This window comes from Saccharopolyspora hordei, from assembly GCF_013410345.1.
In the GTDB taxonomy this organism is placed as follows: domain Bacteria; phylum Actinomycetota; class Actinomycetes; order Mycobacteriales; family Pseudonocardiaceae; genus Saccharopolyspora; species Saccharopolyspora hordei.
In genome coordinates this window covers 868,713-880,766 of record NZ_JACCFJ010000001.1, presented here as the reverse complement: position 1 = coordinate 880,766, position 12,054 = coordinate 868,713, and the positions used below count along the sequence as shown (strand labels likewise).

The following is a 12,054-nucleotide window of genomic DNA, read 5'->3' as shown; positions in this document are numbered from 1 at the left end:
CCCCACCCGAGGTCGTGAGCACGAGGACCGGCTCCAACCGGCCTGAGCACTCACGACCCGACCCGACACCCCCAGCACCGCACACACCGCTCCACACCCGCCACGCTCCTGCCACGACCTCACCCGGGCGCGTGATCGTGAGCGCGGAGACCGGCTGGAAGCGGCCTGAGCACTCACGACCTCGCGCAGAACGACAGCGAGGGCGGCCCCGGTCCGGGACCGCCCTCGCTCGACGCCTGGGGTCAGCTGCCCATCTCCTCCAGGGTGCGCCCCTTGGTCTCCTTCAGGTACTTCACCACGAACACCACCGAGACCAGCGCGAACGCGGCGTAGAGGAAGTAGGTGACCGGCAGGTTCCAGTCCCGCATGCTCGGGAAGCTCACCGTCACCAGCCAGTTCGCCACCCAGTTCGTCGCGGTGCCCAGCGCCAGCGCAGCGGCGCGGATGCGCGCCGGGAACATCTCGCCCAGCAGCACCCACATCACCACGCCCCACGAGGCGGCGAAGAACAGCACGAACGCGCTCGCCGACACCAGCGCCACCGCACCCCACTGGAACGGCAGCTGCGCCTCGTCACCGACGACCTCGGCGAAGCTGAACGCCCACCCGGTCACGGCCAGCGACACGGCCATGCCGACCGAGCCGATCACCAGCAGCGGCTTGCGCCCGATCTTGTCCACCAGCGCGATGGCCACGAAGGTGCCGATGATGTTGACGATCGACGTGAACAGGCTCAGCAGCAGCGAGCTGCTCTCGTCGATGCCGACCGAGTGCCACAGCGACGACGAGTAGTAGAAGATCACGTTGATGCCGACGAACTGCTGCAGCGCGGCGATGGCCATGCCGACCCACACGATCGGCAGCAGCCCGAACCGCCCGCGCAGGTCGCTCAGCCGCGGCTTGTGCTCGCCGCCGAGCGCCGCCTCGATGTCGGCGACCCTCTCGTCCGGGTCACCGGACTCGACCTGCGACAGGACCTCCCGCGCCCGGTCGAGCTCGCCGACGGCCACCAGGTAGCGCGGGGACTCGGGGATCGTCGAGGCGACCACGAGGTAGACCACCGCGGGCACCGCCGCCGCGCCGAGCATCCACTGCCAGGCCTGGAGCGGGCCGAGCGTGCCGGACGCGCTGCCCCCGGCGGCCTGCGCCAGCGCGTAGTTGACCAGCTGCGAGATGGCGATCCCGAGCACGATCGCCAGCTGCTGCAGCGAGGCCAACCGCCCGCGGTAGGCGGCGGGGGCCACCTCCGCGATGTAGGCGGGCGCGATCACCGAGGCGATGCCGATGGCGACGCCACCGACCACGCGCCAGAGCGCCAGGTCCCAGATCGCGAAGGGCACGGCCGAGCCGACGGCGCTGATGATGAACAGGATCGCGGCCAGCTGCATGACCCGGATCCGGCCGACCCGGTCGGCCAGCCCGCCGGCGATCCCGGCGCCGACGGCCGAGCCGAGCAGCGCGGAGGAGACGGTCAACCCGGTCAGCGCGGGGCCGACGTCGAAGTGCTGCTGGATGGCGTCGACCGCACCGTTGATCACGGACGTGTCGTAGCCGAAGAGGAATCCGCCGAGCGCCGCAGCCCCGGCGATCATCACCACGTGCCCGAGGTGCTCGGTGGCAGCGCCCGAGGCACGCGCCTGCGTTGCGGACATCGAGTACTCCTGCTGCCCGCACGTCGACCGCTCCGTTGCGAATCGTTCCAGAACGCCGGGCGCAGGGGATCGTAAGTTCTGAACCCCTACTTGACTTGTTCGATTCAGGGTGAAGTAGCTCACCGTCACCAAGGTTCACGGGTGGACCGGTGATCTACGCCACGATCAGGCAAGATGGAGATCAGGAGTGATTGCGGACGGTCACCGCTTGGTCTCGGTGCGCTGGAAGTTCAGGTGGGCCCGGGACGGCGTCGGCCCCCGCTGACCCTGGTAGCGCGAGCCGGCTTCCTTCGTCCCGTACGGGTGGTCGGCGGGACTCGACAGCCGGAACAGGCACAGCTGCCCGATCTTCATCCCGGGCCACAACGTGATCGGCAGGTTCGCCACGTTGGACAGCTCGAGGGTGATGTGCCCGGTGAAGCCGGGGTCGATGAACCCCGCGGTGGAGTGCGTGAGCAGACCGAGCCGGCCCAGCGAGGACTTGCCCTCCAACCGCCCGGCCAGGTCGTCCGGCAACCGCACGGACTCGAAGGTCGACCCGAGCACGAACTCGCCGGGGTGCAGCACGAACGGGTCGTCGTCCGGCGTCTCCACCAGCGAGGTGAGCTCGTCCTGCTGCTTCGACGGGTCGATGTGGGTGTACCGGGTGTTGTCGAAGACCCGGAAGAAGCGGTCCAACCGCACGTCGATGCTCGACGGCTGGATCATCCCGGCGTCGAACGGATCGAGTTCGAGGCGCCCCTCGTCGAGCTCTTTGCGCAGGTCCCGGTCACTCAGCAACACGCCCACAGCCTACTGGGGACCCCGCTACGATCTTCGCGCCCCACCGTGTTAAGCTGTCGTCGCCTCCCACGGGAGGTGGCGCGGATGTAGTTCAATGGTAGAACATCAGCTTCCCAAGCTGAGAACGCGGGTTCGATTCCCGTCATCCGCTCCAACAGAGTCTTAGCAGGTCAGAAGGGGTGCTCCCGGCTTTGGGAGCACCCCTTCTGCCATCTCACGCCAACGGCGCACTGCTCACGCGCAGCTGGATCGGCGCGGGGCGATCCGCGATCCAGCCGCGGCGGTCCTCAACCCGTCTTCATGGGGCTCGACACGCAAATCCCTGCGGATCGCTTCGTGCAGCTCGCTCCGCGTGCGCGAGAGCTCTCGGGACGGCTCCGCAACCTGTTCCCAGCTCAGCGGAGCTGAAGAGCGCATCGCCCACCGGAAGCGGGCCCGGAACAGGTCCGCTGTCCCTTCCGCCACGGTGCGCACCGCGTCAGTTCCGACGAATTCGCACTGAGCGAGCACACGGCCCTGTGCGTGCCGAGCCGAGACAACCGCTCGGGTACCCGACGAACAGTGCCCCGGGCAGAGGCGCGTCCGCGACGCTGGCGCACCGGACTACGTGGCGGGAACGGCCGTTCCGGCCGCGCGGCCGGCGGGTGCCCCGGCGGGATGTGCCCCGTCGTGGCGCCCGCCGGCCACGCGGTGCGGGTCAGATGTCGAAGACGACGCCGGTCTCGTTCTGCAGGACGCAGGAGTTGGGGTAGGTCTTGGTGTAGTTGACCTGGTTCCCGCGCCACGTGCCTTCGAGCGTGGCGGTCACCGGCGCGTACTCCATGGTGCAGGCGCGGGCCAGGTTCACGTTCATCTGGCGGAAGTCGCCCTGCACTCTCTCGAGGTCGTCACAGGCCTTCTGCGCGAACTTGTGGGCGCCACCGGCCGGGTGGCACTCCAAGACCGTCATGCGCTGCGCCGCCTTCCCCTCGGGGCCCACCGAGAGGTGCAGCACGCTGGGGGCGTTGCCCTGCGCCGGGGCCATCGTCGCGGAGGCCACCACGCCCCCGGCGATCAGAGCGGTGGTCAACAGCACGCGGCGGATCTGCTTCAGCACTGCGGTTCCTGCCTTCCAGTCGGGGGATCGCGGAAGCACGGGCGCTGGGCGGAGCCGGCCCGGACCGGCGGAACGCGGATCGCGAAATTCGTTGCGCCGCACCGCTTCCGCAACGACGTGATACGGCGACGTTAGTGGACTACCTGGGGTAGTCCTCGTTAGCCCAACAGGGCGATCTCTTTGGTCAAGACCTCGTCAGGGTTCGGCCGAACGGTCTCATCGCGTGACCATCCCGGCGCCCTGTCACGTTCCAGTCCCGCGCCCCGTCTCCCCGGTGCACAACACCGACAGGAGAGGACACCATGGCACGACTGGACCTCAGCAAGACCGCCGCCGAGCCGTACGCGAACTTCCTGCAGGCCGACGCGGCCATCCAGGAGGGACCGCTGGACGCGACCGTGCGCGAGCTGGTCAAGCTCCGCGTCTCGCAGATCAACGGGTGCGTGTTCTGCGTCGACAAGCACAGCAGGGAAGCGCTGGAGCTCGGGGAAGACCAGGACCGGTTGCTCCAGCTGCCGGTCTGGCAGGAGTCGGAGCTGTTCGACGAGCGGGAACGGGCCGCGCTCACCTACGCCGAGGCCGCGACCCGCCGCGAGCACATCACCGACGAGCTGTGGGACTCGCTGCGCGCGGCGTTCCCGGACGAGGCCGAGCTCGGACACCCCGTCGCACAGGTCGCGCTGATCAACGCCTTCAACCTCATCGCAATGCCACTGGAGAAGCGGCCGCCGCGCCGGTGAGGGCTCGTGAGTGGAGAAGCCGCCCCCAACCGGCTTCTCCACTCACGACCGCGGTCACTCGGTGATCAGCTCCGGGCGGATCGGTTGGTCGTTGCCGACCGCCTCGAACAGCTCGCTGGCCTTCTCCTTGTCCCAGCGGTGCGCGGTGGCGTCGGTGAGCGGGACCGTCGTCGTCACCACCTCGCCCGAGGAGATCCCGCGCATCGCCCACGCCAGCGACAGCAGGTCACCGGGACCGTCCTCCTCCAGCATCGTCAGCGCCTCCGCGCCGCTGTCGGCCAGCGCGTAGGTCGTGAACGGGTTGAGGAGCGTGCCCGCGCTCGCGGCCTCCGAGACCAGCGCGCCGATGAACTCGCGCTGGTTGGCGACCCGGTCGAGGTCCGAGCGCGGTGTGGCGTCGCTGTAGCGCATGCGGACGAACGTCAGCGCCTGCTCACCGCTCAGCCGGTTGCAGCCCGCGGGCAGCGTCTGGCCGGTCTTGGTGTCGTGCATCTCCTGCTCCAGGCACATCTCGACACCGCCCACCGCGTCGACCACACCGGCGAAGCCGCCGAACCCGATCTCCGCGTAGTGGTCGATGCGCAGCCCGGTCGCCCGTTCCACGGTCTCCGCCAGCATTTCCGGACCGCCGAGGGCGAACGCCGCGTTGATCATGGTCCGCCCGTGGCCCGGCACCGGGACGTGGGAGTCCCGCGGGAGGCTGATCAGCGTCGGCGGGGTGTCGTTGTCCGGCAGGTGCGCGATCATGATCGTGTCCGTGCGCTGCCCGTCGGCGTCGCCGACGTGCAGGTTCGCGGCCGTCTCCGGGTCGAGGCCCTCCCGGCTGTCGGAGCCGACGATGAGCCAGTTCTCCCCCGCGCCGGCCTCCGGTCTGCCGTCGTAGTCCGGGAAGGCGCTGATGCGGTTGATCGTCGAGTCGACGTGGAACCAGAGCCATCCGCCGAACACCAACGGGAAGAGGACCAGCGCGAGCAGCACCAGGGCCCACCCTCGGCGACCCCGTCGACGGCGCGGCGCGGGCCTCCGGTAGGGAGCCGGCGCTGCGCCCCAGTCGTTCCGCATGCGTTGGGTGTTCATACCCGTACAGACGTCCGAGCGAGCGTTCGGTTGCCAAGCCGCGTCGTGGGGAGAGGCGCTAGTGTGCCCGGCCGTGACCGAACCCGCCTTCCTCACCACCGTGCGCGCCGGCTACGACACCCTGGCCGAGGACTACGCCGCCCTCTTCCACGACGAGCTCGCCGGGAAACCGTTGGCACGCGCCATGATCAGTGCCTTCGCCGAACTGGTGCGCGGCACCGGCGGCCCCGTCGCCGACGTCGGGTGCGGGCCCGGCGACGGGACCGCGTACCTGCACTCCCTCGGCCTGGACGTGCGCGGCATCGACCTGTCGCCGGGGATGGTGGCCGTGGCCCGGCGCAACCACCCCCACCTGCGCTTCGACGAGGGCACCATGACCGCCCTCGACCTGCCCGACGGTGCGCTCGGCGGGCTCGTCGCCTGGTACTCGCTCATCCACGTCCCGCCGGAGCAGGTGCCCGCGGTGCTCGCCGAGTTCCACCGCGTGCTCGCCCCGGGCGGGCACCTGCTGCTGGCGTTCCAGGTCGGGGACGAACCACCGCTGCACCTGTCCGAAGCCCTCGGCCACCGCATCGACCTGGACTTCCACCGCTGGACGACCGACCGCATCGCCGATCTGCTGCGCCAGGCCGGTTTCGCGGTCACGGCCCGCCTGGAACGCGAGTCGGACGGCACCGAACGCACCCCGCAGGCCCACGTCCTGGCCCGCCGTCCGACCGAGTCCACTGCGGACTAGTCCCACAACGCGGTGCTGCGCTCGGCGACGAGCGCGGTGACGCGGGACAGCACCCCCTCGCCGGGCTGGGCGTCCAGGCGGCGTCCGTCGCGCAGCCGGACGGACACCAGCTCGCCGGCGGCTTCCTTCGGCCCGATCACCACCTGGTGGGGCACCAGCCGATCCGCCCGGATGCGCGCACCGAGGCTGCCGTCCGCCGAGACCTCCGCCGCAGGCCGCGTTCCCGGCACTGCTGGGCGAACCGCTCGGCGTGCGGCAGCTCGGCGCCGGACAGGGGCAGCACCACCAGCTGCCTGGGCGCCAGCCACGCCGGGAAGGCGCCGCCGTGCACCTCGACGAGGTGCGCGACGGCGCGCTCCACGCTGCCGATGACGCTGCGGTGCACCATGACCGGCCGGTGCTCGGCCCCGTCCGCGCCGACGTGGTGCAGGCCGAACTGCTCGGGCTGGTGGAAGTCGACCTGCACGGTGGACAGCGTGGACTCGCGACCGGCGCTGTCCACCACCTGCACGTCGATCTTCGGGCCGTAGAACGCGGCCTCGCCCTCCTCGGCCTCGTGCTCCACACCGCTGCGCTCCAGCACCTCGGTGAGCAACGCCGCGGCACGCCGCCACTTCTCCGGCGCGGCCACGTACTTCCCGCCCGCACCGGCCAGCGACAACCGGGAGCGGGAGGCCCGGATGCCCATCGCCGCGCAGGCGTCGCGGATGAGCTCCAGCGCGGCCGACGCCTCGTCGGCGACCTGGTCGAGGGTGCAGAAGATGTGCGCGTCGTTGAGCTGGATCGCGCGCACCCGGGTCAGACCGCCGAGCACCCCGGACAACTCCGAGCGGTACATCCCGCCCAGCTCCGCCAGCCGCAGCGGCAGCTCCCGGTAGCTGTGGGAGCGGGACCGGTAGATGACCGCGTGGTGCGGGCACAGGCTCGGCCGCAGCACGACCTGCTCACCGCCCAGGTCCATCGGCGGGAACATGTCGTCGCGGTAGTGCGCCCAGTGCCCGGAGACCTCGTACAGCTCGCGCTTGCCCAGCACCGGGGAGCAGACGTGCCGGTACCCCGCCCGCCGCTCGACCTCGCGGATGTGCTCCTCCAGGGTGTGCCGCACGACAGCGCCGTCGGGCAGCCAGTACGGCAGACCGGCGCCGATCAGCGGGTCGGTGCCGAACAGCTCCAGCTCGCGGCCGAGCTTGCGGTGGTCGTGCATGTGGTCTCCTCACTGCCGATGAGGCGGGCGACCACACGACGACAGCTCCGGGGCACCCGCCCCGGGGCTTCGGTGGAACAGCAGTCAGCGCGCCGGGACGTCGTCCGGCGTCGTGGTCAGACCAGCGCGCTGCACGCGGACCACGGTAGGAGCACCCAGGCCGGTGCGGAGTCCCGAGCGGTCCGGTCCCGCTGCGCACAACGGCTTTCGCGCCAGGCCGCAGGAGCGCGCCGTCAGCGGAGGGCGCCGGCGAGGACCGTGGTGACGATCTTGCGCACGTCCCCAGGCTCCGGTGGGTCGTCCTTGCGCTCGGTGAACGCCAGGTGCGCGGCGCCGATCAGGGTGGGCGCGAGCGTGTCGACGTCGGCGTCCGGGGCGATCCGGCCGCAGGCGCGCTCGGCCGCCAGGTAGCCGGCGACCAGGTCCGCGCTCTCACCGACGAGCGGCAACCGCGCGGTGCCGGCCGCGCGCAGCCGGGTGCGCAGCTCGTCGCGGGCGATGACCAGGGCCACGATCGCCACCACGACCGGGTCGAAGATGCTCAGCAGCGCGCTGGTCAGGTTGTCGGCGACGGCACCGGTCCCCGCGGCGTCCCGCAGGGCCGCCGCCTGCGCCTTCACGCGGCCGAGCCGGTCCAGCACCAGTTCGGCGAGGAAGGCGTCGAAGTCGGCGAAGTGCCGGTGCAGGACCCCCTTGGCGACGCCCGCCTCGGTGGTGACCGCCCTGCTGGTCAGGCCGGTCGCACCGTCGCGCACCAGGACCCGCTCGGCAGCCTCGAAGAGCTGCTGGCGCGCGTCGCGCAAGGCCACGCCAGTCGGCACCGCGAACCTCCTCCGCTGGACGCACCCCGAAGTGGGCGCTCGCCCACTAGAGTGGGCACATGCCCACACTACCCGCACCTGAACCGCACGAGCACCGTCGCATGGCGGAGTCGTTCGGCGTCGACCCGGAACGCTACGACCAGACCCGCGCCGCCTACCCCGAGGCCGTGGTCGAGCGGATCGTGGCCGCGAGCCCCGGTCCCGGCCTCCTCGACGTCGGCTGCGGCACCGGCATCGCGTCCCGCCAGTTCCTGGCCGCCGGGCGCACCGTGCTCGGCGTCGAGCCCGACCCGCGCATGGCCGGGTTCGCGCGCGGCACCGGCGTTCCCGTCGAGGTCGCGACCTTCGAGGCGTGGGACCCGGCCGGGCGCACCTTCGACGCGGTCGTCTCCGCCGCCGCCTGGCACTGGATCGACCCGGTCGCGGGCGCGGCGAAGGCGGCGCGGGTGCTGCGACCGGGAGGCGTGCTGGCGCCGTTCGGCAACGTGTACCAGCTCCCGCCCGCCGTGGCGGACCCCCTCGCCGCCGCCTACCGGCGGGTGGCGCCCGGCTCGCCGGTGGACCTCGGCGGCCGGGTCGGGGAGACGGTCCGCGACGCCTACCGCGGGCTGTACGACAAGGCCGCGGACGGGATCCGCGAGGCGGGCGGGTTCGACGACCCCGTCGTGTGGCGGCACGACTGGCACCGCACCTACCGCCGCGACGAGGTCGTGGACCTGGTCGCGACCTCCGGCGGGCTCACCAGCCTGCCACCGGAGCACGCGGCGGAGGTGCTGGCGGCGGTGCGCGCGGCCCTCGACGGGTCCGGCGACGACGTCACCGTCCCGTACACCACGTGGGGCCTCACCGCGGTCCGGCGGTGAGGCCGCCGAGCGCGCTACTCCTGGGCCATGTCCACGAAGCGGCTGTAGTGCAGCTGGTGGGCGACGGTGATGGTGGCCGTCGGCCCGGCTCGGTGCTTGGCGATGATCAGGTCCGCCTCGCCCATGCGCGGGTCGTCCCGCTCGAACGCGTCGGGGCGGTGGATCAGGATCACCATGTCGGCGTCCTGCTCCAGCGACCCGGACTCGCGCAGGTCGGCCAGCTGCGGCTTCTTGTCCGTGCGCTGCTCGGGACCGCGGTTGAGCTGGGAGATCGCGACCACCGGGACCTCCAGCTCCTTGGCCAGCAGCTTGAGGTTCCGGGAGAACTCCGAGACCTCCTGCTGGCGCGACTCGACGCGCTTGCCCGAGGTCATCAGCTGCATGTAGTCCACGACGATGAGCTGGATGTCGTGGCGCTGCTTGAGCCGCCGCGCCTTGGCGCGGATCTCCATCATGGTGAGGTTCGGCGAGTCGTCGATGAAGATCGGCGCCTCGCTGATCTCGCTCATCCGGCGGGCCAGCCGCGTCCAGTCGTCGTCGGTCATCCGGCCGCCGCGCATGTCGCCGAGCCGGATGCGGGCCTCGGCGGAGAGCATGCGCATGACGATCTCGGTGCGCCCCATCTCCAGCGAGAAGATGACGCTGGCCAACCCGTGCTTCACCGACGCTGACCTGGCGAAGTCCAGTCCCAGCGTGGAGTTGTGCGTCGGGACCATCGACCGGCTCGCCAGGTACAGGTGATCCGCGGCATCCACCTCGACGCACCGCACCGGCACGCTCGCCACGGGCCGCACGTCGGTGATGTACCGCATGCCGGTCACCCGCGGCTTCCGGGCGTTCCGCTCCTTGTGGACCACCTGCTTGCGGGGCAGCCGGAAGACCTCGTCCTGCGTGGTGAAGGTGAGCGTGAACGCCGTGGAGGACGCCTCCGTCCGGCCACGAACGCGCTTGGTCGTCAGGCTGCAGCGGTAACCGAGGCTGACGATCAGCTCGTACGTGTCGCGCGCGAGCCGTTCGTTGGTCACTGAGAACTGAACGGACCCGCTCGGCGCGACCGTGCCGTCCGTGTCCAGCAGGCCCGCGAGGAGGGCGCGGCGCTGCGCCTCGGAACTGCGGAGGTACTCCGTCGGGATGTGCTTGTTGCCCAGCACACCCATGGTCCGCAGCAACGCCTGGACCGTGCCGCGCTCGTTGCGGCACTCCTGGCACTGCCGCGACCCGCAGGCCGGCTTCCCGCAGTCCGGGCAGGTCGGCTGAGGCACCGGGTCCGAGATGGAGCGCGCCTCGCCGCCACAGCTCTGCCCGCAGGTCCGCACCTGGCTGGTCTTCGGCACGAAGACCGCCCCGCACACCACGCAGGACCGCTCCGCGAACGGCTCAGCCGGTGGGAACTGGATCCGGTAGTAGCGGTTGCGCACCTCCGGGGCGTGGTACCCCTCCGCCTCCACGTACATGGCGATCTCGGGGTCAGCACTCGTGAACGCAGCCGAGGAGGACGTGCCATCCCCGAGCCAGACGCCCAGCACGTAGGGGGAGAGGGGCAAGTCCCGCTCTGGGAGATCGAGCGGCTGCGCCGCCTTCACCGAGTGGTTCAGCCGACGGTCGGCCGCCGTGCCGCGCAGCGACGCCGCGATCTCCTCCGTGGTGCGGACCTCTGCGGAGGTGCGCTGGTTGCGCATCCGGTCGTACCCGACCGCAGCGGCCTGCGCCGACTTCGACGCCCGGGTATCCGTGAGCCACTGGTGCTGAGCGTCGGCGGTGATGACCGTGCCATCCGAGAACTCGACCTCGTAGCACGGGCGGCCGTGCATGACCTCGGTCGCGGCGACCACCTTCGTCGGCTTGCCGTCCGCGCCGATCAGGTAGTCGCCAGGGGCCACCTCGCCCATCGTCGTCCAGCCGTCGGGAGTCGGCAGCGGCGTGTCCAGCGCGAGCGCCTTGCCCACGCCTGGTCGCGCCGCGACGATGATCATCTGGCCGGGGTGGAGGCCGTTGGTGAGGGCGTCGAGGTCCGCGAAGCCGGTGGGGACGCCCTGGGACTCGCCGCCGCGGGACGCGATCGCGTCGATCTCGTCCATCGTCGGCTGGAGGAGCTCTTCGAGCGCGTGGTAGTCCTCGCTGGCGCGGCGCTCGGTGACGTCGTAGATCGCCGCCTGGGCGCGGTCCACGACCTCCTCGATCGCGGCGCCCTCGGACCCGTGGTAGCCGAGCTGGACGATGCGGGTGCCGGCCTCCACCAGGCGGCGCAGCACCGCCTTCTCCGCGACGATCTCCGCGTAGTAGCCCGCGTTGGCCGCGGTCGGGACCGTGGCGATCAGCGTGTGCAGGTAGGGGGCGCCACCGACCTTGAGCAGCTCCTGGCGGCGCTCCAGCTCGGCCGACACGGTGATCGCGTCCGCCGGTTCGCCGCGGCCGTAGAGGTCGAGGATGCAGTCGTAGATCGCCTGGTGGGCCGGGCGGTAGAAGTCGTTGGGGCTGAGCACCTCGACCACGTCGGCGATGGCGTCCTTGCTCAGCATCATGCCGCCGAGCACGGACTGCTCGGCAGCGAGGTCCTGCGGGGGTTGCCGCTCGAAGGTGCCGCCGACGCCAGCGCCGCCGTCGTCGAAGTACGGGTCGTCGGGTTCCTCAGGCACCGCCACCTGACCCGGTCACCTCCTCCGGCGCCAATGACCGTCACGCGCGGGGACCCGCGCGAAGCTAGATCGCCTGCACCACGCAGGCAACTCACGGTGTGGACAGAGCTCGGGACAACCTGTGGACAAGTCGGCCCGGCCCTGTGGACAACTCGCCGCAACCGTCCGCGCAGCTGGGGACAACCTGGGGACAACCTGTCGAACGTGACACGAATCCCCAGGTCAGAGGCTGTGCATGGGCTGTGGAAGAAATCCGTGGAAAAGTCCGGGCGTGTCGCGCCCCGTCGGCGTGTCAGGACACCCCCAGCGCACCGCCGCGGGCGCACCTCGCTCCCGGTCCCCGGCGGGTGACGGTGCGGGTCCAGGTGGGACCGCCGCCACCTCGTGACCGGTCGTCTCGGGGACCGCGGCCCGGCGTCGGTGCGGGCACCGGGGGCGGCGCCGCC

General features: G+C 71.3%; 9 protein-coding genes, 1 tRNA gene and 1 pseudogene. 4 read left to right on the top strand and 7 right to left on the bottom strand.

Annotation, left to right across the window (positions count from 1 at the left end; genetic code table 11):
• Nucleotides 1-242: 242 nt before the first annotated feature.
• Together HNR68_RS04105 and dcd are read right to left on the bottom strand one after the other, a co-directional pair.
• Complete coding sequence (locus tag HNR68_RS04105) at nucleotides 243-1,652, bottom strand: sugar porter family MFS transporter (RefSeq protein WP_179717775.1); 1,410 nt, start codon at nucleotides 1,650-1,652, stop codon at nucleotides 243-245.
• 201 nt (nucleotides 1,653-1,853) lie between these two features.
• Entirely contained in the window at nucleotides 1,854-2,435 is a 582-nt protein-coding gene (dcd, locus tag HNR68_RS04100; protein ID WP_179717773.1) for a dCTP deaminase, read from the bottom strand.
• 80 nt (nucleotides 2,436-2,515) lie between these two features.
• Here dcd and HNR68_RS04095 point away from each other — a divergent pair.
• Nucleotides 2,516-2,589 (top strand) — tRNA-Gly (locus tag HNR68_RS04095).
• Between the two features lie 543 nt (nucleotides 2,590-3,132).
• On the opposite strand, the gene HNR68_RS04090 is transcribed toward HNR68_RS04095, so the two are convergent.
• Entirely contained in the window at nucleotides 3,133-3,531 is a 399-nt protein-coding gene (locus tag HNR68_RS04090) for an SSI family serine proteinase inhibitor (RefSeq protein ID WP_179717771.1), read from the bottom strand.
• A gap of 302 nt (nucleotides 3,532-3,833) precedes the next feature.
• On the opposite strand from HNR68_RS04090, the gene HNR68_RS04085 reads away from it, so the two are divergent.
• A complete protein-coding gene (locus HNR68_RS04085) occupies nucleotides 3,834-4,271 on the top strand; it encodes a carboxymuconolactone decarboxylase family protein (protein WP_179717768.1) in 438 nt (145 codons plus the stop codon).
• 54 nt (nucleotides 4,272-4,325) lie between these two features.
• Here HNR68_RS04085 and HNR68_RS04080 read toward each other — a convergent pair whose 3' ends face one another.
• Nucleotides 4,326-5,249 carry an LCP family protein gene (locus HNR68_RS04080; protein WP_343049923.1) on the bottom strand — a complete coding sequence of 308 codons (924 nt, stop codon included), beginning with the start codon at nucleotides 5,247-5,249 and terminating at the stop codon, nucleotides 4,326-4,328.
• 172 nt (nucleotides 5,250-5,421) lie between these two features.
• Here HNR68_RS04080 and HNR68_RS04075 point away from each other — a divergent pair, with 172 nt between their 5' ends.
• Entirely contained in the window at nucleotides 5,422-6,084 is a 663-nt protein-coding gene (locus HNR68_RS04075; protein WP_179717764.1) for a methyltransferase domain-containing protein, read from the top strand.
• Here HNR68_RS04075 and thrS read toward each other — a convergent pair.
• A pseudogene (gene thrS / locus HNR68_RS04070) lies at nucleotides 6,081-7,288 on the bottom strand (threonine--tRNA ligase). The gene HNR68_RS04075 and the pseudogene thrS sit on opposite strands and share 4 nt — an antisense overlap.
• A 233-nt stretch (nucleotides 7,289-7,521) precedes the next feature.
• The gene (locus HNR68_RS04065) at nucleotides 7,522-8,109 is read right to left on the bottom strand and encodes a TetR family transcriptional regulator (RefSeq protein ID WP_179717762.1); all 588 of its coding nucleotides are present in this window, start codon (nucleotides 8,107-8,109) and stop codon (nucleotides 7,522-7,524) included.
• Between the two features lie 101 nt (nucleotides 8,110-8,210).
• Between HNR68_RS04065 and HNR68_RS04060 the strand changes: the two genes are divergently transcribed.
• On the top strand, nucleotides 8,211-8,972 hold the full coding sequence (locus HNR68_RS04060; RefSeq protein WP_179717760.1) for a class I SAM-dependent methyltransferase: 762 nt from the start codon (nucleotides 8,211-8,213) through the stop codon (nucleotides 8,970-8,972).
• A gap of 14 nt (nucleotides 8,973-8,986) precedes the next feature.
• Here the strand turns inward: HNR68_RS04060 and dnaB are convergent, their stop codons facing one another.
• Nucleotides 8,987-11,608, bottom strand: a complete 2,622-nt coding sequence (gene dnaB, locus HNR68_RS04055; protein ID WP_343049921.1) for a replicative DNA helicase — start codon at nucleotides 11,606-11,608, stop codon at nucleotides 8,987-8,989.
• Nucleotides 11,609-12,054: the final 446 nt, after the last annotated feature.

Coding starts and splice junctions, on each gene's coding strand:
- HNR68_RS04060 (WP_179717760.1), top strand. CDS start 8,211: ATGGCGGAGTCGTTCGGCGTCGACCCGGAACGCTACGACCAGACCCGC.
- HNR68_RS04085 (WP_179717768.1), top strand. CDS start 3,834: ATGGCACGACTGGACCTCAGCAAGACCGCCGCCGAGCCGTACGCGAAC.
- HNR68_RS04105 (WP_179717775.1), bottom strand. CDS start 1,652: ATGTCCGCAACGCAGGCGCGTGCCTCGGGCGCTGCCACCGAGCACCTC.